This is a genomic window from Amycolatopsis orientalis DSM 43388 (assembly GCF_000411975.1).
Taxonomy (GTDB): Bacteria; Actinomycetota; Actinomycetes; order Mycobacteriales; family Pseudonocardiaceae; genus Amycolatopsis; species Amycolatopsis orientalis_D.
On the sequence record NZ_ASXG01000023.1, the window covers coordinates 21,688 to 44,582 of the forward strand.

The 22,895-nt window shown below is 69.1% G+C and carries 22 protein-coding genes; 16 read left to right on the top strand and 6 right to left on the bottom strand.

All coding sequences use genetic code 11. The annotated features are described in order from the left end of the window. Positions 1-11 precede the first annotated feature (11 nt). The 5 genes from L942_RS03870 (at position 12) to L942_RS45205 (ending at position 5,059) form a co-directional block, all read left to right on the top strand. Positions 12-2,816, top strand: a complete 2,805-nt coding sequence (locus L942_RS03870) for a hypothetical protein (protein ID WP_158684412.1) — start codon at positions 12-14, stop codon at positions 2,814-2,816. 82 nt (positions 2,817-2,898) lie between these two features. Then, entirely contained in the window at positions 2,899-3,312 is a 414-nt protein-coding gene (locus L942_RS03875) for a hypothetical protein (protein ID WP_037354966.1), read from the top strand. A gap of 13 nt (positions 3,313-3,325) precedes the next feature. Continuing rightward, the gene (locus L942_RS03880; protein WP_037354968.1) at positions 3,326-3,643 is read left to right on the top strand and encodes a hypothetical protein; all 318 of its coding nucleotides are present in this window, start codon (positions 3,326-3,328) and stop codon (positions 3,641-3,643) included. A gap of 28 nt (positions 3,644-3,671) precedes the next feature. After that, positions 3,672-4,619, top strand: coding sequence for a LysM peptidoglycan-binding domain-containing protein (locus tag L942_RS45200; protein WP_063695709.1), 948 nt, complete (start codon positions 3,672-3,674; stop codon positions 4,617-4,619). Next, complete coding sequence (locus tag L942_RS45205; protein WP_235078889.1) at positions 4,601-5,059, top strand: hypothetical protein; 459 nt, start codon at positions 4,601-4,603, stop codon at positions 5,057-5,059. Before L942_RS45200 ends, L942_RS45205 begins: the two co-directional genes overlap by 19 nt. Before the next feature lie 241 nt (positions 5,060-5,300). Here the strand turns inward: L942_RS45205 and L942_RS41895 are convergent, their stop codons facing one another. Continuing rightward, positions 5,301-6,989: a recombinase family protein gene (locus L942_RS41895; protein WP_158684413.1), complete on the bottom strand. Its 1,689-nt coding sequence runs from the start codon at positions 6,987-6,989 to the stop codon at positions 5,301-5,303. A 466-nt stretch (positions 6,990-7,455) separates the two neighbouring features. On the opposite strand from L942_RS41895, the gene L942_RS03905 reads away from it, so the two are divergent. Then, positions 7,456-7,665 carry a hypothetical protein gene (locus tag L942_RS03905; protein WP_009071860.1) on the top strand — a complete coding sequence of 70 codons (210 nt, stop codon included), beginning with the start codon at positions 7,456-7,458 and terminating at the stop codon, positions 7,663-7,665. Beyond that, the gene (locus tag L942_RS03910) at positions 7,665-8,198 is read left to right on the top strand and encodes a Clp protease N-terminal domain-containing protein (protein WP_037354971.1); all 534 of its coding nucleotides are present in this window, start codon (positions 7,665-7,667) and stop codon (positions 8,196-8,198) included. Before L942_RS03905 ends, L942_RS03910 begins: the two co-directional genes overlap by 1 nt. Here L942_RS03910 and yczE read toward each other — a convergent pair. Continuing rightward, complete coding sequence (gene yczE, locus L942_RS03915) at positions 8,195-8,836, bottom strand: membrane protein YczE (RefSeq protein ID WP_037354973.1); 642 nt, start codon at positions 8,834-8,836, stop codon at positions 8,195-8,197. The two genes, L942_RS03910 and yczE, sit on opposite strands and share 4 nt — an antisense overlap. 61 nt (positions 8,837-8,897) lie before the next feature. On the opposite strand from yczE, the gene yczR reads away from it, so the two are divergent. Beyond that, positions 8,898-10,337: a MocR-like transcription factor YczR gene (yczR, locus tag L942_RS03920; protein WP_037354976.1), complete on the top strand. Its 1,440-nt coding sequence runs from the start codon at positions 8,898-8,900 to the stop codon at positions 10,335-10,337. Positions 10,338-10,774: 437 nt separating this feature from the next. On the opposite strand, the gene L942_RS03925 is transcribed toward yczR, so the two are convergent. Further along, positions 10,775-12,148, bottom strand: coding sequence for a hypothetical protein (locus L942_RS03925; RefSeq protein WP_440201293.1), 1,374 nt, complete (start codon positions 12,146-12,148; stop codon positions 10,775-10,777). Between the two features lie 361 nt (positions 12,149-12,509). After that, positions 12,510-13,676, bottom strand: a complete 1,167-nt coding sequence (locus L942_RS03930) for a pyridoxal phosphate-dependent aminotransferase (RefSeq protein ID WP_037354981.1) — start codon at positions 13,674-13,676, stop codon at positions 12,510-12,512. Positions 13,677-13,705: 29 nt separating this feature from the next. On the opposite strand from L942_RS03930, the gene L942_RS03935 reads away from it, so the two are divergent. After that, positions 13,706-15,004 carry a DUF445 domain-containing protein gene (locus tag L942_RS03935; RefSeq protein ID WP_037354984.1) on the top strand — a complete coding sequence of 433 codons (1,299 nt, stop codon included), beginning with the start codon at positions 13,706-13,708 and terminating at the stop codon, positions 15,002-15,004. Positions 15,005-16,301: 1,297 nt separating this feature from the next. Here L942_RS03935 and L942_RS03940 read toward each other — a convergent pair. Then, positions 16,302-16,769 (bottom strand): CGNR zinc finger domain-containing protein, encoded by a 468-nt coding sequence (locus tag L942_RS03940; protein WP_037354986.1) that lies wholly within the window; start codon positions 16,767-16,769, stop codon positions 16,302-16,304. Between the two features lie 94 nt (positions 16,770-16,863). On the opposite strand from L942_RS03940, the gene L942_RS03945 reads away from it, so the two are divergent. Genes L942_RS03945 through L942_RS03955 form a run of 3 tightly spaced genes read left to right on the top strand, consistent with a single transcriptional unit; the run spans position 16,864 to position 18,271 of the window. Continuing rightward, on the top strand, positions 16,864-17,232 hold the full coding sequence (locus tag L942_RS03945) for a VOC family protein (protein WP_037354988.1): 369 nt from the start codon (positions 16,864-16,866) through the stop codon (positions 17,230-17,232). Positions 17,233-17,265: 33 nt separating this feature from the next. Next, positions 17,266-17,631, top strand: a complete 366-nt coding sequence (locus L942_RS03950; RefSeq protein ID WP_081654930.1) for a zf-TFIIB domain-containing protein — start codon at positions 17,266-17,268, stop codon at positions 17,629-17,631. 1 nt (position 17,632) lies between these two features. Then, a complete protein-coding gene (locus tag L942_RS03955) occupies positions 17,633-18,271 on the top strand; it encodes an AAA family ATPase (RefSeq protein WP_037354990.1) in 639 nt (212 codons plus the stop codon). Between the two features lie 10 nt (positions 18,272-18,281). Here L942_RS03955 and tgmC read toward each other — a convergent pair whose 3' ends face one another. Further along, on the bottom strand, positions 18,282-19,421 hold the full coding sequence (gene tgmC, locus L942_RS03960; protein ID WP_037354993.1) for an ATP-grasp peptide maturase system methyltransferase: 1,140 nt from the start codon (positions 19,419-19,421) through the stop codon (positions 18,282-18,284). A gap of 140 nt (positions 19,422-19,561) precedes the next feature. Here tgmC and L942_RS03965 point away from each other — a divergent pair, with 140 nt between their 5' ends. The 4 genes from L942_RS03965 (at position 19,562) to L942_RS03980 (ending at position 22,505) form a co-directional block, all read left to right on the top strand. Continuing rightward, on the top strand, positions 19,562-19,960 hold the full coding sequence (locus L942_RS03965) for a helix-turn-helix domain-containing protein (RefSeq protein WP_037354994.1): 399 nt from the start codon (positions 19,562-19,564) through the stop codon (positions 19,958-19,960). Next, the gene (locus L942_RS03970) at positions 19,957-20,640 is read left to right on the top strand and encodes a hypothetical protein (protein ID WP_037354997.1); all 684 of its coding nucleotides are present in this window, start codon (positions 19,957-19,959) and stop codon (positions 20,638-20,640) included. Before L942_RS03965 ends, L942_RS03970 begins: the two co-directional genes overlap by 4 nt. A gap of 994 nt (positions 20,641-21,634) precedes the next feature. After that, complete coding sequence (locus tag L942_RS03975) at positions 21,635-21,928, top strand: DUF2516 family protein (RefSeq protein WP_037355000.1); 294 nt, start codon at positions 21,635-21,637, stop codon at positions 21,926-21,928. 31 nt (positions 21,929-21,959) lie between these two features. Then, positions 21,960-22,505 carry a YbaK/EbsC family protein gene (locus L942_RS03980; protein WP_037355002.1) on the top strand — a complete coding sequence of 182 codons (546 nt, stop codon included), beginning with the start codon at positions 21,960-21,962 and terminating at the stop codon, positions 22,503-22,505. Positions 22,506-22,895: the final 390 nt, after the last annotated feature.

Here is a 22,895-nt window from a genome sequence, read left to right on the forward strand (position 1 = left end):
TGATGCCGAGCGTGGACGAGTTGGTGGACGCGCGGGTGGAGATGGCGTTCCGGGCGGATCTGAACGCCGACCCGTCCGAGTGGGCATGGTCCGACGTGACCGATGACCTGTTGCCGGAACCGATCTCGATCACCCGAGGGCGGCAGGACGAGGCGGCACACGACGCGCCCTCGTCCTGCCGGTTCGCGCTGGACAACCAGACTTCCGACTACACCCCGAACCACCCCGCGTCGCGGTGGTACCCGGATCTGACGCTCGGGACGCCGGTCCGGGTGAGCGTCGCTGATGAGCGGACGTACTTCTCGGCCCGGCGGAACGGCGTCGTCGCGTCGGCTGATCCGGCAGGGTCAGCCATCACGGGAGATCTCGACGTCCGGTTCGAGGCGGTCCTGGACGACTGGGCCGGAATTCCGCTCGTCGGCAAGTGGGGCAGCCAGGACGGCACCCGGTCGTGGCTGCTGAGCACCGCAGCGGACGAACAGCTGGCGTTCACCTGGAGCCCGGACGGCACCAACCCGTATCCCTTCGGGTCCGGCGTGCCGATGCCGTCGCGCCGTCACCGGGCCGTGCGTGTCACGTTCGTGGCCGACACCGGCGCGGGCGGGCTGCTGATCACCCTGTACACCGCCGAGACGATGGCAGGCCCGTGGACGGTGCTCGGCGATCCGGTCGCCGCACCGATCACCACGTCGATTTTCGCCAGCGATCAGCCGATCCGCATCGGCCGGATTCTGGACGAGCAAGACGCGGCGTTGGACGAGGTGATTCGGGTCGAGGTACGGCGCGCCGCGACAGGCCCGCTCGTCGCCGCGCCGGATTTCACGCGGCCGGCACCCGGCGCTACCTCGTTCGTCGACGAAACCGGCCGGGAGTGGACGGTGTCCGGCGTCGCCACAGCGATTACGAACCGCCGGACCCGGTTCTCCGGGTTCGTGGCCGAGTGGGCACCCGACTGGCCTTACGGCGATCTGTCCAGCCCGGACGGGTACCCCGGCGAATCCCGGACAGCGGTCACCGCGGCTGGCGTCCTGCGCCGCCTCGACCAGAACCGGGTCACTCCGCCCTCGGCGATGCGGGCCGAACTGACGAAACCGGGACGCGTCGCACCGGTGGCCTACTGGCCGTGCGAGGAGCCTGCCGGTTCCGCGACGTTCGCGCCCGTCGTCGGCGGCTCCGCGTTGACTGCGGCGGGAGAAGTCACCGGGGGAGGCGTCAACGACGTCCCGGCCAGCGCCGGACTGCCTGCCTTCAAAGCCGGGCAAGCGTCCGGATTCTTCCGCAGCTACACCGACACGGGCGCGTTCAGCGCAGTGTTTCTGCTGCGGCTGCCGAACAACGGTGTCAAGGCAACGGACACGCCGCTCGTCACGCTGTACGGCACCGGTTCGGGCACCGCCGCTTACTACTCGCTGGAGGCCCAACCGGACGGCCGACTGGCCATCAGGACCCGCAGCGCACTCGGCGGCGGGCTGGACGTCGCGCAGTTCCCGGCGTTGCCGTTTCCGCTCAACGGTTCCGTGCAACTCGTAAAGCTCTCGGTGACCCGGGTCGACTCGACCACCTCAGCAGGCGTGGGCATCGTCAATGACCAGTACCCCTACGGCTACGGCCTGTCCGCGACGTTCAAGTCGCTGTACAACCCGCCGCAGGGAATCGTCATCGGCGGCGGCTGGTGGGTCGGTCAGCCCAACGGGTTCGCCGACCTGAACGGCACCGGCATCGCTCACGTCTACTGCGACCGCGTCATGACCGATCTGGATCCGGCGATGGTCAACGCCGCCCGCGCGTGGTCCGGAGAACAATCCGGAGACAGACTGCGCCGACTCTGCACGGAGAACCGCATCCCGTTCGTACTGACCGGATCGAGCGTCAACACGGAACCAATGGGGCCGCAACGATCAAGCTCGACCCTGCCGGACCTGCTCCGCGAATGCGCGAACGCAGACGGCGGAATCCTCTCCGAACGCCGGACTCTGCCCGGCCTCGCGTACCGCACCCGGGCGTCCCTCTACACCCAGCGGCCCGCGCTTGTGCTGGACGGGCAAGCCGGGCCGGGCGACATCAAACCTGGGTTCGCGCCGACGCTGGACGATCGGAATGCGCACAACGATGTCACAGCGACTCGAACCACCGGCGGCGTCGCTCGTGCTACCGACGTCGAACACGTCCGAAGCCACAATCGTTATGACGCCCAGCTTGATGTCAACGTCGCTAGCGAAGCGCAGTTGCCCGACATCGCATGGTGGCAAGTGCACCTCGGCACCGCGCCGGATATGCGCTATCCGCAGGTGTCGCCCAACATCATGGCCAACCCCACTTTGCTAAGCCCGTGGCTGAGCGCAGAAGTCGGCGACCGGGTGGAAGTCACTGGCCTGCCACCGCAGCATCCGCCGGGGACGATCGGCCTCCTGATACAGGGCTATACCGAAACCCTGCGCCCGCACCGAATCGACACTGATGTGAACGCCTCGCCCGGACGACCGTGGCAGGTGGCCGTCACCGGCCCGACCGCGCCGGACGGCGGGCCATGGCGAGCCGACACTGACGGCTCCGACACGACTGCGCAACTCGGAACTACCGAGACCAGCTTCGGCGTCCGCACTTTCCAAGGTCCACTGTGGATCACCAACACGACCCATCCCGACCAGTTCCCTTTCCTCGTCAGGGTCAACGGCGAAACGATGCGGGTCACCGCAGTCAGCGGCACCAGCTCGCCGCAGACGTTCACGGTCGTGCGCGGCGTCGAGGGATTGGCACGCGGCCACGATCGAGGAAGCCGGGTCAGTCTCGCCTTTCCGGCCGCCGTCGCGCGTTGACCGTTTTCACGCAACGGAGCAACCAATACCCCCAACACCATGGCGGGCGGGTGAAGCGATCACCGCGGCTCGCCTCAACCGGATGAGCGTCAAGATGTACAGCACCGGAGCCATTGCCGGTGCCGACGTCGCCCAGTACTCAGCAGGCATGATCCTGTCCACAATAGACATTCCCGACCCCGGGTACGCCTACCAGTTGAGTTTCTTCGGTCAGGTCTGGCTTGCTCCCGGCAGTTCGACGGGGGTGGACGTCACGGTCAAGGACGGCACGAGCCTTGCCGGAAAGATCCTTTCCGAGATCACCTCTATTGATGGCGGGATGGTTGGCAACCAAGGCGGTCGGATCCCTCGCCCCGTCAGCGGGACCAGTCCGACGCTCACCGGCGGCCGTTCCGTGTCTCTCGCCATCACCAAATGGAAGGGCGGCAACCTCGACGGCTGGCAGCACGGAAACGAGCAGTTTATCCGCGTGACAGCGTTCCTGACCGCAGCGTAAGGGGCCAGATCTCATGACGCCCGAATGGCTCGCCGCGCTGGCCGCGTTCCTCGGCCCTGCCACAGGCGCTCTCACCGGACTGCTGACCGCGCGGCGAGCCGTTCGGACCTCGCGGGCCAGCGCCGATCAGCAAGCTCTGACAGCCCTGCACGCCGGATATCAAGCCCTGCTGAACGACCGAGCCGACCACACCCGCGATGTGCTCGCCGAGCTGAGCGCTGTGAAAGAAGAACTGATCGCCGTGCGCCAGGAGAACGCGCGGCTGCTCATCGAAGTCGGCGCTCTGCGCGCCCAAATCGGCCACACCCAACGGCCGGAAACAGCTACATAGCAAGGATACTTCCCTGACTCAGTACGGTATCGACGTCTCGCACTGGAATCCGGTCAGCGACTGGAACGCGGTGCGCGGCAACGGGATTGAGTTTGCTTCGTTCAAGCTCACCGAGGACACCACCTATACCGACACCACCAGTGCAAGCCGTGTGCCCGCCGCCCGCAATGCCGGGGTCGTTCCCGGCGGCTATCACTTCGCGCGCCCCGGCAACGTCGGCGGCCAGGCCGAGCACTTCGCGGCGAACCTGCGCGCGGCCGGCCTTCTCGACGGCGGCGCGCTCGCCCCGATGCTGGATATGGAAGCCGCGGCTCTGCGGTCCGGCGCGAACGGGTTCGTAGGCGAGTTCATCCGGTGTCTGCGGGAGACAGCCGGAATCCGCCGCGTGCTCGTGTACGCCAACCTCGATTGGTACCGCAACGTCTTGCGCCCGGACGAGTGGGCCGACGCCGACGTGTTGCTCTGGATCGCCCGCTACAACGGAGATCCGGGACGGCCCGGATGGGAGCACCCACAGCTGGCGTTGCACCAGCACACTCAGAAGGGCACAGTCCCGGGGATCTCCGGCCACGTCGACCGCGACGCAACCGTAGGCAGCTTCACCCTGGCGCAGCTCACCCTCAGCGGCTCCGAGCCGACACCGCCACCCCCTCCGGCTCCTCCGCCCGCCGCCGGAGGCACGTACACCGTGAGGCCCGGCGACACGCTTTCCGGGATCGCCGTTCGGTTCGGCACGACCGTGTCCGTGCTGACCGCGCTCAACGCGATCAGCAATCCGAACCTGATCCGTGTCGGGCAAGTGCTCCGGCTGACCGGCTCGCCCGCGAGCGGAGACCGCCAGTATCAGGTCCGTTACGGCGACACCCTTTCCGCTATCGCGCTCCGCTTCGGCACCACCGTGGCCGCGCTGAGCGCCCGCAACAGAATCGCCAACCCGAACAAGATTCAAGCGGGTCAGTGGCTCTCGCTGCCCTAACCGCCGCACCCGAGAACGCCGGCACTGGCGGGCAGCTTGTGCTGCTGATCCTTGTGGGCTACGCCGCCTGGAAGATCGCCCGCTTGTTCGCGCATGTCTACGACACGCTCGACCGCCTTCCGCCCAAACCCGTCAGAGAAGAAGGAGAACAACGCATGTCCCGTTACCCGCTCCGCATCGCCGGATCGGTCGTCGGTGCCCTCACCGCGGCCGTGTCCGGGCTCGTCGGCTCCGGCCTGTTCACCGCAGACCAGGGCAACGCCGCGACCGGAGTCATCACCGGAGTCATCACTCTGCTGGCGACCTTCGGTGTGGTCGTTTCCGCAGAGAAGCGGGTCACTCCGCTGATCGATCCGCGAGACCAGGCCGGTGAGCCTCTGGCTCCCGCCTCGGTTCCCGAGCAGCGCAAGCCGCTGGAATCGGAGCAGCGCTCTGCCTGACGCGACGGCCAGCCCGGTTGCGCTGGAAGTGGGCTCCGCGCTGACCTCGGCCGAGCTCGCCGCCGTCCACGCTGCGGCCGACGCCGAAGACAATCTCCCGCTCACCGACTACCAGCGGGATCGGCTCCGCCAGATCTTTAAACCCGCCGTGCGCCGGATGCAAACCCAGACCTAGGACAGACGACAAGCGGCCCCCGGCACTCGCTCCGAGTGCCGGGGGCCGCATTCTGTCGTTACGGGGTCACGCCACCGCGTCGTCCTCCATCTCGTAATCCACACCAGGTATCTGCGCAGGCTTTCCAAGCCATGACATGCGGATGTGGTCGGGGTTGAACGGGGCCGCGCCTCCCGTCGTCGGCAGCAACCGGGGCCGGACCAGCGCCCGGATTACCTCGCGCTTCTGCCTGACGGACAGCGTCTCCCAGACTGCGGCGGCATCCGGCCCGACCAGCTTCGCTACCGCAGGAGCCACGCCGAGCTGGCGGGCACGCGCCTCGGCGTCCCTGATCCTGGGCAGAAGCTTCTGCTCGATCCGCGCAAGCCGCTCCGGAGACAGTTCGCCTTCCGAAGCCTTGTCGGTGAACCCGTCCAACCTTGCCCGGAGATCTTGAGCCAGCTGGACCGCCTCGGTCAGTTCCTTGGCCTGCCCCTCGTATCGGAACAGCTCCTGAGACTCATCCGAGGACAACCGACGCAACACCCGCTCGACCACTACCGAGTCTGCCTTTGCCATGTTCCGCACCACGTGCCCCTTGTTGCAGCGGTACGTCATCTTGCCTTTACGCCGGGAAGTGGAAACCCCGGTGTCGCACTTGCCGCACAGCATGATGCCCGTCAGCAGATACTTGACCCGGTCGCCGTCCTTGACGTTCTCCCGGTTGGGATTGCCGAGCGCCGCGACCACGTTGTAGTGCTCTTCCTCGGTGATGATCTCGTCCCACGTGCCTTTGCCGACCACCTTGCCCTGGAAGACCCGCAGACCGGCCAATGCCGGGTTCAGTCCGATATTCCTCACCTTCCCCGCGCTCCACTTGCCCGGCAACGGGTGAGCCCACTGGCCTTTGTTCAAGTCCTTGGCGACCTGGGACGCCGACTCGGTGCGCAGTCGCACCAGCGCCTCATAAGCTGAGTCGACCTGTTCCGGTGTCAAGCTCGCGATGAACTTGGCCCACCCTTCCGCGTCCAGTGACAGCGCATAGAGCTTTTTCACATGGTCAGCGCGCCATTGTGTTGCCCTCGCGCAGGGCACGCCGTGCTCCTCAAGCTCTCTGGCAAGCGCCGATTCGTTGCGCGTTTCAATCAGGGTGCGGACGATCGCACGAGCAAATTCGCACGTGGTCTCATCAATCTCCCGGAGCGCCTCGCCGGTGTTCTGGTCGTAGAGGATCCGGTACCCGTAGGACAGCGGCCCAGCCCAGAGCCCGGAGGCGGCACGGTCCCTGACGCCGCGCAGGACCCGCTTGCGCAGTTTTTCGGACTCGCGTTCCGCGTCAACCGCATCCTCGGCCGTGGCGATCCGGTCGTCAGGGTCGTTCATGTCATAGACCCGGTCGTCATAAGCCCAGTAGCCGCCGACCTTCACGAGGATCTTGCGCAGCCGCACGAACACGTCAAGCTCACGCTGCGCCCGGCTGTTCTCCCACGTCCACAGACAGTTCGCCGCGCCGGTGGCGAGCAGCCTCAGCGCTTCTTCGTAGTCGTCGCGCGTCTCCGTCGCGTACCGCGACGCGGACAGGTCGTTGTCCACCAGAACCGCCACAATTGTGGCCCCGACCTGCTCACACCACTGACGCCCATACGCAATTTGCGACGCTACCGAGATCTTGCGGCCCTTGCTGTCGCTCGACGCACGCGCATAGATCACGACTCGCAACCGGACATCTTCACCCGCAGCTGCCTTCATCAGCCGACGCGTCAATGCCTTACCCACGGAAGTACCCCCAGCAGCTAGCCGGGTGTCGGTCACCATTGGACCCTGTATCGACGGTGCCCATCCTATCCGGCAACCCGCTGGTCAGAGTCCCGACCAGCGGCTGAGGACCGCTCTCAGGCAGATATAGGGTGCTGCCCCGACCGTCGCTCTCGGCAGGGCTAGCCTGGATCTGCGAACCCGCAGGTCCAGGCCCCTTTTTTATGGTTGCTGCGCTCATGGCTAGGGAACGTAAGTTGCAAAGCAGCTAAGCGTGCCTTGACAAGCACCCACCGCCCGCAGGGAGGCTTCGTATCGGGGTGCAGGGCGGGGGCTGGGTGCCTCGATGGGTGGGTGCAGCGGCTGCGGCCGTGGGGGTGGGGCGTGAGGGGGACCCTGGGGGAATCTGAGTACGTGAGGGTGGCCCTCACGTGCGGCGATGTCAACTTGGGTTGACATGAGCGCGGTGTCAATCTAGGTTGACACTATGACGGAAGCGACGGATTTGGCCGCTCGCGCCGGTGACCGGGATCCCCGGGTGGGGCTTCGGGCGGTGGCGGCGCTGAGGCGGTTGCTTGAGCAGTTGGAGGCGGTGCAGGTGCGCAGCGCGCGCATGCACGGCTGGTCTTGGCAGGACATCGCGGCCGAGTTGGGGGTCAGTCGGCAGGCCGTGCACAAGAAGTACGGGAGGCATTGATGTTCGAGAAGTTCACCCATGACGCCCGGAGAGCGGTGGTCGAGGCGCAGGCGGCGGCGCACGAAGCGGGGGCGCGCGAGATTTCCGCGGAGGCCGTTTTCGCTGGGCTGGCCCGCAACGAGAACGGTGAGGCCGTGCGGCTGCTGAAGATTCTCGGGGTCTCGCGCGAGGACGTCTTCGCGGAGCTTGCCCGAGTGCGCCGCCGGGGCGGGATCAGTGACGCCGATGCCGAAGCGCTCAACGAGTTCGGCATCGACGTCGATCAGATTGTCGAGCGGATTGAGCAGACGCACGGGCCGGGTGCGCTCGCGCAGGCGAGCCGGCCTACCAAGCGCAATCATTTGCCGTTCACCGAGGACGCGAAGAACGCGCTGCAGATGAGCGTCCGGGAAGCCCATGAGCTTGGCGACAAGCATCTCGGGCAGGAGCATTTGCTGCTCGCACTGGTGAAACAACGCGGTCCGGTGGCGGATTTCCTTGCGGCGCGCGGGATCGACTACCCGGCGGTCCGGCAGGCCGTCGGCAAACGCTAATGCTGTTCTTGCTGGTCCGTCCCGGTGCGCCACGTGACAATCGGGAGCAGGGCTTGGGTCAGCGGACCGATGCTGAGGGCGTACAGCACGGTTCCGATCCCGACCGTGCCGCCGAGCAGCCAGCCCGCGGCCAGGACCAGTATCTCGATGCCGGTCCGGACCAGGCGGACGGACCAGCCGGTGCGGGCATGCAGGCCGGTCATCAGCCCGTCGCGCGGGCCGGGGCCGAGGCGGGTGCCGACGTACACCGCGGTCGCGACGGCGTTCAGGACTACGCCGCCGACCAGCAGCAGGATCTGCCAGACGAGCACGTGCTGGTCCGGTAGCACGGCGCGTACCGCGTCCACTGCCACGGCGATCACCGCGATGTTCGCGACGGTGCCGATGCCGGGGCGCTGGCGCAGCGGAATCCACAGCAGCAGCACGAAAACCGCGACGACCGCGCTGATGGTGCCGAACGTCAGGCCGGTGATCTTGGTCAGGCCGTCGTTCAGCACGTCCCACGGGTCGAGGCCGAGGTGGGCGCGGGTGAGCATGGCCATGCTCGCGCCGTAGAGCGCGAGGCCGGCGAGCAGCTGGACGCCCCGGCGCGCGGGGGCTCGGCGGATGGTGAGGGGACTGAGGTCGGTAACTGCCACTTCTCCACTATTGGCGACCACTGGCCTGATATTCCATGGCCAATGTCGGATAATTGGCCTTATGGAACCTCTCGGTGGACGCATCTCGGGACGCAGATTGGCCACATTGCTGGGGGAATGGCGGCAGCGTGGCTCCCGGCAGGGGGCGTCCGATCTCGCCGCGGCGGTCGAGTTGCACGTGCTCGACGGGCAGTTGCCGATCGGGACGCGGCTGCCCGCCGAGCGCGAACTCGCCGACGCGCTCGGCGTCAGCCGCACGCTCATCGGCGCGGCCCTCGACCGGCTCCGCGCGGACGGCCTCGTCGCCAGCCGGCGCGGAGCTGGGTCGTGGGTCGCCGGGGTGGGGAACCGCGACGAGGCCGAGGCGGTCCGCGACGACCTTCTCGACCTCGCGCGGGCCGCGCCGCCCGCGATACCGGGGCTGATGGCCGCGTTCGACACCGCTCGGCGTGATCTGGTCGAGTACGTCAGCGGCAACGGCTATCTCACCGGTGGCCTCCCCCGGCTGCGTGAGCGGATCGCCGAGCGCTACACCGCGCGCGGCCTGCCGACTTCGCCGGACCAGGTGCTGGTGACCTCCGGCGCGTACTCCGCTTTCGTGCTCTGCCTGCGGATGCTGACCGGGCCGGGCGACCGGGTGCTGCTCGAACAGCCGACGTATCCGAACGCGATCGACGCCGTCCGCGCGCAGCACGCGTTGCCGGTGCCGGTCGCGCTCGATCCGGTGCGCGGCTGGGACCTGCCCGGGATCGAGGCCGCGCTGCGCCAGGCCGCGCCCCGGTTCGGCTATCTCGTGGTGGACTTCCAGAACCCGACCGGGCTCCGGCTCGACGCCGCCGGCCGCGAACGGCTCGGCGGCCTGCTCACCCGGTCGCGGACGCCGGTCGTGGTCGACGAATCGTTGGTGGAACTGGATTACGAAGGCGACCCGGTGGACGGTCCGCCGCCGCTCGCCGCGTTCGGCGGGGATCTGGTGCTGACCGTCGGCTCGGCGGCGAAATCGCAGTGGGGCGGGTTGCGGCTGGGCTGGATCCGGGCGTCGACGGACGTGCTGGACCGGCTGCAGTCCTCGCGGTTCGCGGTCGATCTCGGCGCGCCGGTGTTCGACCAGCTCGTGCTGGCCGCGTTGCTGGAACCCGAGGGCTACGAGGTGCTTGCCCGGCGCCGCACGGAATTCCGGGAGCAGCGGGACATCACGGTCGCGGCGCTGCGCAAGTACTGTCCGGAATGGACATTCGAGGTGCCGGCCGGCGGATTGTCGGTGTGGTGCCGGTTGCCGGAACCGATGAGCACGCGGCTGGCGGTGTCGGCGGCGAACCACGGGGTGCAGATCGCGCCCGGGTCGAGGTTCGGGGTGCACGGCGGAATGGAACGCTGGCTGCGGCTGCCGTTCGGGCTTCCGCGCGAGCAGTTGCCGGAGGCGGTGCGGCGGGTGAGCGCGGCGGCGGCTTCGGTGCGCGGCTGCGCGGATGTGCCTGCGGAACGGATTTCGGTGACGTAGCGCGGTTTTCTTCCCGAAAAGTGAACAGCCGGTGCACCGGATGGGATCCAGCCACTCCAGGGAGGGTGGCGGTCACCTGTCCGGCGCACCGGCCGATCGTCCGAGGCGCTTCCCGGCACAGCCCCTCGAAGTGCCGGGAAGCGCCCTCGGTTCAGGCGGGCTTCGGTTGGCGCAGGCCTTCGCTCGGCGCGGTGAGCGAAAGCCTCCGGAGCACGCCCGTGGTGGGTCCCGGCGCCGCGGGGGCAGCGCGGCGCCGGGACCAGGACCCGATCCGGCCGGGCGCGGTCGGCCGGTCGGGAAGTGCGGTCATGGTTCAGCCCCTTGATTCGGAACGGCAGTGGTGCCAAGGGGTGAGCCCGGCGCTGCGAACGGGCGCGCGCGGTCAAGAAGTTGATCTTGACGTGGGCGGAGCTCTCCCCGGATAACCGGTCGGGAGGTCAGTCCGGGGAGGTGGTCGGCAGGGCGGCGTCCCTGCCCGCGCCGTCGACCTCGTGGTCGCGGCTGACGCCGATGAGCTTGAGCTGAGTGACCGTGGCACCGTCGCCGGCCAGCGCGAACAGCTGGCGCAAGCCGCCGTGCCCGTCGTGTCCCGGGGAGGCAGTCGACGCGGGTGCGGCAGGCGCGGCCGGTGCCGCGGGGAGGCCTTCGCCGCCACCGCTGCTGCCGCCTCCGGCCTGGCTGCGTTCCTTGACCAGCGGCGCGGGCTGGGTCTCCGGCTCGGCGGCGGGGTGTGGTGCGGGGAGGACGTGTGCGGGCGCGGCGGCGACTACGGCGGGGGTCTGCTTGCTGGCCTTCACCGCAACCGGCGTTTCCGGCTCTTTCGCCAGCTTGGCCGCCGGGACGGAGACGCTGACCGACCCGCTGGCGGAAGGAGCCGGATCGACCGTGGTGACCGGCGGCTCGACGACCCGGACCGGCGCGGTGTCGAGCACGGTGTCCACCGAGGTGACCGTGGTGTGCAGGGTCGTGTCGACGGTGTTGTCGACGGTTCCGAGGATGCCGCCGAGGAGTCCGGGCTGGCCGGGTTCGGGGGTGCCGAGAAGTCCGCCCAGGAGGCCGGATCCGCGGTCGGAGCCGCCGAGAAGTCCGCCGAGGAGACCTTGCTGCGGTGCGCGAGTGTCCGGGCTGGGTTGGCTGATGGTGCTGAGCAGGCCGGGCTGCGGTTCGCGACTGTCCGGGCCGGGCGTGCTCGAACTGCCGGTGCTGAGCAGGCCGGGCTGGGTGGTGGCGTCGGGCGCGGGGTCGCTTGCCGCGGTGTGGTGTTTCGGTTTGGCCGGGCTCTTTGCCTTGGCGGGCTTGGTGATCTTGGCCGCGGGCTGAGGTGCCGCGGTGCTGGTGCGGTCCGGCTCGTTCGCGGCGACGGTGGTCGGCCGGAAGCTCACGGCGGGCCGGAAGTCGTCCGCGGAGACCTCGAACCGGTGCACGTGGGCGCGCTTCGCGCCGGTCGCCGATCCGGGCATGGCCCAGGTGAGCGTGCCGGACGTGGCCGTTCCGGCGTGCTGATGCTCCGGGCCGGTGTCGGGCGCGGAAACGCTGAGCCGGTCGGCGTGGTCGTCCGTCGTCGCGTTCGCTTGCGAGAGCGCCGCGCCGAGCAGCCATCCGGCCAGGGTGAGCCCGCCGGCGACGGCGATCCGGGCGGCGGGCCGGGCGAGCGGGGCCGCCCAGGCGCGCGGTCGCCGTCGCGCGCCCGCGCGCGCGACGGAGGAATCGGGCCTGGCGCGGCCGGCCATTCCGAGCAGCGCGGAACCCGCGGTCTCAAGTGGACTGGCACTGGACGTCGCGGAAGGTGCGAGGCCGTGCGGAGTCGCCATGCCGGTCACGCCACCACCACCGTCCGCGCCTGAAGCTCGTGCCACCGCACGAGACTGATCTTGCTGGGGCTGTCTTCCGGCCAGGTCGCAGGTCCCCCGGGGCTGCCCTCTTTCTAGCACCGGACGCGAGTCTTTCATCTCTCCCGCGCTCGATCCACCCCGTAAGGCGGAACGTCCGCACCGGCTCTGGTGTCCGATCTGCCCTAGTCGATCACCCAGCGTCGCTTCCGCCGGGGCTGATGCGGCCATCCGGGCGGCCGGTTCGCGGCGCGGATTCGGGCGTTGACCCGATGTTTCGGCCGCCGGGACACTCTCGGTATCCCTGTTCCCGCAGTGCCAACGAACGGCCGGACGGCAGTCGTCAGACGAGTTTCCGCAGGCGTTCGACGGCTTCGTCGATCACCTCGTTGCGCTTGCAGAACGCGAACCTCAGCAGGTGTTTCCACTCGTCCGGGTGATCCGTGAACACCTTGACGGGTACCGCGGCGACTCCGGCGCGTTCCGGCAGCGTCCAAGCGAGTTCCGCGGCATCGGCGAAGCCGAGCGGACGCACGTCAGCCGTCACGAAGTACGTCCCAGCACTCGGCCGAACCGCGAATCCCGCATCGGCAAGGCCGGCGGACAGCCGATCGCGCTTCTCCTGCAGGCTTGCGCGAAGGTTTTCGACCCACTCAAGCTCGTTGTCGAGCGCGTACGCGACGGCTGGCTGCAGCGGTCCGCCGGAGACGAAGGTGATGAACTGCTTCGCCGCCTTCACCGCGGCGACCAGCTCCGGCGTTGAGCAGACCCAGCCGATCTTCCAGCCGGTGCAGTTGAAGGTCTTGCCCGCACTCGAAATCGCGACGGTCCGCTCGCGCATCCCGGGGAACGAGGCGAGCGGCAGGTGCTCGGCGCCGTCGAAGACGAGGTGTTCGTAGACCTCGTCGGTGACCGCGATGAGGTCGTGTTCCACGCACAGCCGCGCGACTTCTTCCAGTTGCGCGCGCGAAAACACCGTGCCGGTCGGGTTGTGCGGCGAATTCAGCAGCACCGCGCGGGTTTTCGGCGTGATCGCGTCCCGGAGGGCGTCGAGGTCGAGTTCGAGCTGGCCGTTGTCGGTTTCGACCAGCCCGATCACGCGCCGCTGCGCGCCGGACATCGCGACCGCGGCGGCGTACGAGTCGTAGTACGGCTCGACCACGATCACCTCGTCGCCGGCCTCGGTCAGCGCGATCAGCGACGCCGCGATGGCCTCCGTCGCGCCTGCGGTGACCAGGATCTCGGTGTCCGGGTCGTAGGTGGAGCCGTAGCGCTGGCGATGCCGGCTGATCGCCGCGCGCAGCTCCGGACGGCCCGGCCCCGGCGGGTACTGGTTGTCGCCGCCGAACAGCGAATTCTTCGCCGTTTCGAGCATTCCCACGGGCCCGTCGGTGTCCGGGAAGCCCTGGCCGAGGTTGACCGCGTCGTGCCGGACGGCGAGCGCGGTCATCTCCGCGAAAACCGTCGAGGTGAACGGGCGAAGGCGGGGGACGAGAGATGGTTCACGCACGAGGACGCATCCTCACGGACAATGGCGGGGTGGAGCAACTCACCCCTGCCAAGGTCACGCCCGCGGACCCGCCCGGCGGACCCGCCGGCGAAGAGGCGAAGCGGCGTGCCCTGCGCAAGATGAAGCTGGTCGCGCTGTCCTTCCTGCTCGGCGCGACGATCGTGTTCCTGCTGACGAGCTGGGCGGAGTCGGCGGGATGGCCGGGCTGGGTCGGCTACGTGCGCGCCGCGGCGGAGGCGGGCATGGTCGGCGCGCTCGCGGACTGGTTCGCGGTGACCGCGCTGTTCCGGCATCCGCTCGGCCTGCGGATCCCGCACACCGCGATCATCCCGAACAAGAAGGACCAGCTCGGCAACAGCCTCGGCGAGTTCGTCGGCTCGAACTTCCTGTCCCCGGACGTCATCCGCGACAAGCTCCGCCGCGTCGAGGTCGCCAGCAGGCTCGGCGGCTGGCTCTCGCAACGCGACAACGCGGAACGCGTGACGTCGGAACTGGCGACAGTCGTGCGCGGCGCGGTGACGGTGCTCCGCGACGAGGACGTGCAGGCGATCATGGAGCAGGCCGTGGTCAAACGGGTGATCGACAAGCCGTGGGGCCCGCCGCTCGGCAAGATCCTGGCCGGCGTCTTCGAGGACGGCGCGCACCACAAGCTGGTGGACTTGATGTGCGACCGCGCCTACGAATGGGTCCGGGACAACCATCAGACAATGCTGCGCGTGGTCTCGGACCGCGCGCCGAGCTGGTCGCCGAAGTTCGTCGACGAAATGCTGGCGGACAAGGTGTACGGCGAGGTCCTGACGTTCGCCTGGGCGGTGAAAACCGACGTCAACCACCCGATGCGGCTCGCACTGGACAAGTTCCTCGCCGAGTTCGCGCAGGACCTGCAGACCGACCCGAAGACCATGGAACGGGCCGAGCAGGTCAAGAGCCAGATCGTGAACCACGGCGAAGTGCAGAAACTCATCGGCAACGCGTGGGCGACGGCCAAGGAGATGCTGCTGAACGCCGCGGAGGACCCGTCGAGCGAACTGCGCCAGCGAGTCCGCGCCGGCCTCGAATCGCTGGGCAAACGCCTGGTGGACGACCCGTCGCTGACCTCGAAGGTGAACGGCTGGGTCGAGGGCGCGGCGGTCTACCTGGTGACCCACTACTCCCGCGAGATCACGACGATCATCACGGACACGGTGGAGCGCTGGGACGCCGAGGAGACTTCGCGGAAGATCGAACTGCAGGTCGGAAGGGACCTGCAGTTCATCCGGATCAACGGCACCGTGGTGGGTGCGCTGGCCGGGCTGGTGATTTACGCGGTGGCGCAGTTGTTGTTCTGAGGTTGATCGGCAGCCGGGGTGGCTGGGTCTGCGGGGCGGCTGGGCTGCGCCGGTCCGGGCCAGCTGCTTCGGTGCTCCTGCGGCTACTTGCGAGTTCGCCCGGTGTCGAGGGAGTGCAACGCAGATCTTCGCGAGGCGGTGGCTGGCGTGAATGGCGTGGCGGGGACTTGGTTGCTCGTGGCCAGCGGCCGACGAGTGGCCAGCAGTCGGCCCGCGGCTCGCGAGTTGTACCTGCCGGTTGCCAGCGGGTGGCAGTCGGTGCTTGGCCGCTGGTTAGCGGGTGGGCTGTCGGCGCTCGGCTGACGGTCAGCGCCTGGCGGGTGGGGTTGGCGAGCGGGGGCCTTGGCAGTTGGCGCCTGGCGGGTGGGGTTGGCGAGCCGGGGCCTCGGCAGTTGGCGGTGGCGCAGCAGTCGGCAGTCGGTGGTTGGTCACCGGTTGGCGGGTGGGCCGTCGGCGGTCGCCTGATGGTCAGCGCCTGGCGGGTGGTGGTTGGCAGTCGGCGGCGGCCCAGCAGTGGGGAGTCGGTGGGTGCCCATCGGTTAGCGGGTGGACCGTCGGCGCTCGGCTGGCGGTCAACGCCGGGCAGGTGATGGTTGGTAGGCAGCCAGTGGCCAGGAGCTGGGAGTCGGTGGTTGACCACCGGTTAGTGCGTGGGCCATCGGCGGTTGGCCATCGGTTAGTGGGTGGGCTGTCGACGGTCGGCTAGCAGTCAATGGTTGGCGGGTGGAGGTTGGCACTCGGCGGTGGTCCAGCAGTCGGCGGTTGGCCCACCGCTTAGCGGGTGGGCCGTCGGCGGTCGGCTAACGGCCAACGCCTGAACGGATGGCGGTTGGCTGGCGGCCAGCGGTTGGCTTGCGGGTTGGCCGCACCGGGCCCGGCCGGCGGGTTCGACTTGGCTGCCCCACGCAAGCTGGCTGCCGACGCGGATTTCGTTGTGGTTGAGCGGGATTCGTCATCGAGGGCAGCTTCCCCGCCCTCGCCCGCACCGCCTTCCCCGCCCTTGCCTGACACCACAAGATCGCGGCCCGAACGCACAGGCGTCAGCCGCTTGAGCTGCGGCGCCGACCACGGGTCCGCCCTGGGCCTGTCCGGATGCGGCGGGTGGTCGGTCGGATGCGCCGCGTCCTATACCACAGCCGCGACCCGTTCAAACCAGTTGTCCACAGGAAGCTGAGTTATCCCCGGGGTTATCCACAGGAATTCACGGTGATGGCCTAATCGCTGTCCACAACTTGTGGGGATCCGGGGCATCTGCACGTGCACATGTGGTGTGTGTGGGCAAGTTGTCCACAGGGGCTCAGTTATGCACAGCCGCCGTGCGGGCGCGCCAGGAGCGGGCTTTTTCGCGGTTTCCGCAGACGCGCATCGAGCACCACGTGCGTGAGCGGTTGCGGGATTCGTCGAAGAAGGCCCACAGGCAGTCGTCAGCGGGGCAGATCTTCAGGCGGACCCAGTCGCCCCGGATGGCCAGGCGGGTGGTGGCGGCCAGGGTCGCGGTGACGGCGTCCGGGGCGAGCAGGGTCGGGCCGGTTTCGGTGAGGGCGAAGCGGAGCGGGACGTCCAGCGTGGTCGCGGGCAGCCGCGGATCGCCGACCGCGGCGCGCAGGCTGTCCCGTACGGCGCGGGCTTCGGCGGGATCGTTCGGTGACACGTCGTGGTCCGCGGCCCACTGCCGCCAGAGCTCCGGATCGTCCAGCAGGTCGTCGCCCCGTTCGATGTCCACGGTGTTGAGAAAGGCGACCACCAGGGAAGCGTCGGTGTGCACCCGCCCAGTGTACGGCCGATATCCATTGCGACCTGGCTTCCTAACCGACATACTCATTTCACCGGTTACGCGACGAGGAAAGGATGGGCGGAGCATGAGTGTGATTCCGACGTTCGGCGGCGTTGCGTTCGACTGTCCGGACCCCGGGGCCCTCGCCGGCTTCTACCGCTCCCTGCTGGAGTGGGACGAACCCAAGATCGCTCCGGACAACCACTGGGCCACGCTCGTCGACCCGCGCGGCGGGGTCCGGCTGGAATTCCAGCGGGTGCCCGATTACCGCGCGCCCGAATGGCCGTCGCCGGACAAGCCGCAGCAGGCGCACCTCGACCTCGACGTCCCCGACCTCGAGGCCGCTCACCAGCGCATTCTCGGTCTGGGCGCGAAGCTGCTAGACGATTCCCCGGAGACCTTCCGCGTGTACGCCGACCCAGTCGGCCATCCGTTCTGCCTCTGCGCCTGCTGACACGGCGCGGCGAATCCGCGTAGGGTCGAATGCGTGATTTGTCCGAAGTGTCAGAACATGATGCGCACGGTCGACAAGAACGGCGTTCACATCGAGCAGTGCGACGGCTGCCGCGGGATCTTCCTCGACCGCGGCGAGCTGGAGCAGATCGCCGGTGCGGAGAGCGCCTTCTACCGGCAGCAGCCACCGCCGTACGGCCGTCCCGATTCGCCCCGCCCATATCCAGGCGGGTACTCGGATTCGCCGCGTCCGTACCGGGGCGGGCACGCGGACTCACCACGCCCGTACCGAGGCGGGCACGCGGACTCGCCGCGGCCGTATCGCGGCGGCTACAGGGATTCACCGCGGCCCTACGGCGGGCGGCGCAAGCGCAGCTTCCTCGAGAACCTCTTCGACTGAGTTGTCCACAGTTCCCGTCGCGCTCGACCTCAGGATCTGTCCGGTCTGTGGCGACCGCGCGAGTTGTCCACAGGCCGACGGGGCCCTCTTGCGCTGCGCGGAATGCGGACACTGTTGGCCGTTCCGGCGGCTGCCGTTGTTCGCATTGACCGGGCCGAGCGCGGGCGGCAAGTCGACGGTCGGGCCGAAGCTGGCGCAGCGGTTGGCGGGCGAGGCCGTCGTGCTCGAGCAGGACGTGCTGTGGACCGGTGCGTTGCGCGACGACGTCCCGGGAAATCCGGCTTTTCGCGGGGCGTGGCTGCGGATGGCGGCGATGCTGCACCAGAACGGACGGCCGGTCGTGCTGTGCGGGACGGTCGCGCCGCAGGAGTTGGAACCGTTGCCAGAGCGCGTTTTCTTCTCCGACGTGCACTATCTGGCTCTGGTCGCGGACAACGAGACCCTCCGGTGCCGGTTGCGGGCCCGGCCGGAATGGCGGGAGTGGGACGAGCCGAGGATCGAGGAGATGCTCGAGTTCAACCTGTGGATACGCGGGCAGGTCGAGTCCATCGATACGACCGAGGCCCGGCTCGACGACGTCGTGACCGCGGTGGAGAAGTGGGTCCGGGCCAAAATTGGGTCGGACCCAGGGACCGTCTGAGCGGCCGGTGTCAGCCGTACGGCCAGCGGTTCTCGGACTGTGGATCGTCCAGCCAGAAGGTTTGCTCCTCGCTGTTCACCGTGAGACCGAAGCGCGATCGGCCAGGGCGGCCGAGCGCTTCCCAGCGGCGGTGCGCGTCCTCGGCCAGCTCCCACAAGGCGCGCGGACCTCCTTGCACTACCTCGAAACCGGACTCCGTGCGGCGGGTGCGGGCCCAGGAACCGTCCGGATGGGACAACGCGAAGGCACCGTCCACGCCGACGTGCACCGGCCGTACCCCAGGCAATTCGAGCGACGCGAAGAACTCGAAATGTCGGTTTGGTTTAAGGACATCCGTCATCGACAGCTCGGTCGGCCGCCATTGATTCTCGTCTGCGGGAGGCAATTCCGCGGGCGGCGGCAAGCGGTGGGCGCGCAGGGGCATGAAGCGGCCGTCGCGGGCCAGGATCCGGCCTTCGGCCGTCGTGCCTTCCCCGACGGTGAGGCGGACGAGCCCGCCGCCGAGCGGCCGGTTCAGGGTGGTCACGATGTGGCCGCCGGGGAGGGTTTGCTCAAGCCAGGCAAGGGGAATCCGGGATACCGACGCGGTGCACAGGATCCGGTCGAAGAGCACGCCGGCCGGAAAGCCGAGTGCGCCGTCGCCGGTGGCGCACTCGGGGGCGTAGCCGCAGGAGGTCAGGCGTTCCTGTGCGGCGGCCGCGATGGCCGGGTCGATATCCACTGTGGACACTTGGCCGGAACCGCAACGGTGGCACAGCAACGCCGCGTTGTAGCCGGTTCCGGTGCCGATCTCCAGCACGCGATCGCCGTCGCGGACCAGGAGCTCCTCCAGCATGATCGCCATGATCGCGGGCATGCTGGACGAACTGGTCGGCACGCCGGCAACCGGTCCGTCGGCGCGGGCGCGGTCCCAGAGATCCGGGTCGTCGTCGAGCTGGGTGACCAGGACGTCGCGCGAATAGACGCGGTCCAGCCACTCCGGATCGCTGCGGTCGACCGCCGCCCAACGGGTGCCGGCGGGCACGAAGAACCGCGGCAGGAACGCGTGCCGCGGGACGGTGGCGAAGGCCTCCGTCCACGCCTCGTCGTGCAGCACGTCCTCCTCGACGAGTTGCCGGACCAGGCGTCGACGCAACCGTTGTGCCCGCATAAGCCCAGGGTAACGGGGTGAGCGGAAGCACACCCGATGGTTGCAAGCAGGGTGCTTGCAATAGCTAGCACTCGGGCGTACTGTCGAGTAGGTCGCGAGGAGGTGACCGGATGACAGAACCCGGCGGAGCACAGCGCCCCATGGACAAGGTCGCGGACATCGCCTCCGACATCGGCGAGTACATCCGCCAGCAGCGCAGTTCCGCGAAGATTTCGCTGCGCCAGCTGTCGAAACTCGCCGGAGTGTCCAATCCGTACCTGAGCCAGATCGAGCGCGGGGTCCGCAAACCCAGCGCGGAGATCCTGCAGCAGATCGCCAAGGGGCTGCGGATCTCGGCCGAAGCGTTGTACGTGCAGGCCGGGATTCTCGACCTGCCGACCGGCGGCCCGGTCGGCGACGCGATCCGCGCCGACGCCGAGCTGACCGAACGGCAGAAGCAGGTCCTGCTCGACGTCTACGAGTCCTTCCGGCGCGAAAACACCGCCGCGAACACCGCACCGAAGACCACCACCCAAGAGACCACTGAGGAGTCGGCATGACCACGCCCAAGACCGAGGATGTCCGCAAGGTCGTCAACACCGCGCTCGACCAGGTCCGCACCCCGCTGCTCGCCGCGCTCGGCGCGGGCAACCTGGCCAGCCAGGCCGTGACCGACGCGGTCGCCAAGGCCCGCGCCAACGTCACCAAGAACACCGAGGCGGCGCGCAAGGGTCTCGAGGAGCTGCCGACCGACGTCGAGAGCCTCCGCGAGAAGCTCGACCCGGCCGAACTGCGCAAGGCCATCGACGAGTACACCGAGGCCGCGCTGAAGCTGTACAACAAGCTGGCCGAGTCCGGTGAGCAGGCCTGGGACAAGATCGCCGCGCAGCCGCAGGTCAAGAAGGCCCTGGAGCAGCTGGAAGACGCGCTGACCGCCGCGCAGGAGCGCGTCGACGGCCTGACCGAGGAGACCCGCGAGCGCGTCGACGGCGTGCTGGCGAAGGTCACCAAGCGCACCCGCTCGGCCGGTGAGAAGGCGGCCCGCAAGGTGACCGAGGTGGCCGGCGAGACCGCGGACGCCGTCGAGGAAATCGGCGAGAACGTCGCGCACGAGACCCGGTCCGTGGCCCGCAAGGCCGCGAACCGCACCGCGCCGAAGACCACCGCCCCGGCCCGCCGCACGACGACCAGCACGACGGCGAACGCGAAGAAGCCGGCCGCGCCGAAGACGGAGAAGTGACCGCGAAGCACTGACTGCGGTTCCGGGCGGTTTCGCCGCGTGAACCGTTGCGGCGGCCCGGTTCGCGCCGGGATCGCTGCGGGCGAGAATTGAAGATCGAGGGGTCGCACGGCGGCCGGGCTGAGGATTGGCCCGGTCGCCGTGTGCTGTGTTGGGGGACGTTTCGGCTCGGGAGTTGTGGCGGCGGGTCGGGGGGCCCGGGAGTGCTCGATACGGCCGGGGGTATGGGCGGCGGCGGATGGTGGGCTGGGCTTGGCTTGGCGGGTGTTCGTTGGGTTCGGCCCAAGGTGAGCGAGGGTTCTTGGGTTCGACCTAGCTTGGGCGGGCGTTTGTTGGGGCGGGCCTCACTTTGCGGCGGCGTGGCTGGGTCCGGCATAGTTTTGGGCGGCGTGGCTGGGTTCGGCCTAACTCGGGTGGGCGCTGTTGGGCCGGACCCAACTTGGCGGGCGGCATCGTTGGGGTTCTAGGGAGCTTGGGGTGGGGTGCGCCTGGGCTCGGCCTGGCTCGGATGAGCGTTTGGGCCGGATCCAAATTGGCGAAGCTTCGCTGGGCTCGGCCTAGCTTCGTCGAGTGTCGCTGGGCCTGGCCTAGTTCGGACCGGGCGCTGTTGGGTTCGACCTAGCCCGGAGGGGCGTCGGTGGGTCCGGCCTAGTTCGGACGGGGCATTGTTGGGTCCGACCTAGTTCGGACGGGGCGTTGGTGGGCTCGACCTAGCCTCGCGGGAGCCCCCACTAGGCCGGACCCAGGTTCGCGAGTATCGACTGGGCCCGACCTAAGCCGAGCCAGGACCACGGCCGGGCCTGTCACCGAGACCTCCGCAGGGCATCAGCCGCAGCCGAAGCCACCCGCTGGAGTGACCGTTGTCACCCCCGCCTCTGGTCGCCACCGTAACCACGGTCGAACCCGGCCAACCCCACCCTGACCAGCGGTCGCGTCGTGGTGCCGGGGTTCGGGGGAGCGGGCGGCGTGGGCGGTTTGCCGTAAGCTGGACGTCGTGCTGGTTGCCGACTGGATCCTCTGGGTCATCCACTGGGGCAGCGCCTTGGTCGGGCTCTTCGCCTTCGTTCACGCGCTGCTGCAGCGAGCTGACGCGTACTCGGCGGCCGATCGCAAGACCAAGCCGATCTGGATGCTGATCACCGGCGGGGCCACGCTCGCGCTGGTGCTGTTCCAGATCCAGGGGCCCGGGTTCATCTTCTGGGTGCCCGCGATGGCGGCGGCGCTCGTGTACATCGTCGACGTGCGGCCGAGGCTCATCGAGGTGCAGCGAGGCCACCGCAACTGGTGAGCGCCGGGCCGGGCGGATTACATTCGGGGCGGTGACCACCTGGACTATCGCCGGGAGCCTGACTGTCGTTCCCGCTCCGACCCGCACTGACCTGCTTGCCGAACCCGTCGCCAAGGCGCTCGCCGCGATGCCCGCGCCGGACGAGGTCGGCGTCACCGAGATCGATCCCGAACTCGCCGACACCGCGGCGTTCTGCGAGGCGTACGGATCGCCGTTGGCCGCGTCCGCGAACTGCGTCGTCGTCGCCGGCAAGCGAGCCGGGGAAGTCCGGTTCGCCGCGGCGCTCGTGCTCGCGACCACCCGCGCCGACGTCAACGGGGTGATCAAGCGCCGGCTCGACGTGCGCAAGGCGTCTTTCGCGCCGATGGACGAGGCTGTTTCCCTCACCGGCATGGAGTACGGCGGCATCACGCCCGTCGGGCTGCCCGCGGACTGGCCGATCCTCATCGACCAGGCCGTCGCGGACGCACCGGAGCTGGTGATCGGCAGCGGGATTCGCGGCAGCAAGCTCCTGATCTCCGGCGCGGCGCTCGCGGGGCTGCCGAACGCCGAGGTCATCGACGGACTCGCGCGCTGAACTGTCCATAGTGGACGAATCAGCGGCGGCGGGGCGCGAACAGGCGGAACCGCGGCGGTCCGGGACGGCGGCGGGGCGGGAATCGGCCGGACCGCGGCGGCCGGAGACGGCGGCAGGGCGGGAGACGGCCGAACCATGGCGGTCGGGGACGGCGGCGGCGCCCGAACCGGTCGAACCGCGGCGGTCGGGGACTGCGGCGGGGCGCGAACCCGCCGAACCACGGCGGTCCGGGACGGCGGCGGGGCAGGAAATCGCCGAACCGCAGCGGGTCGGGATGGCGGCGGGGCGGGAATCGGCGGAACCGCGGGGGTCGGGGACGGCAGCGGGGCGCGAACCGGCTGAACCGCAGCGGGTCGGGATGGCGGCGGGGCGGGAATCGGCGGAACCGCG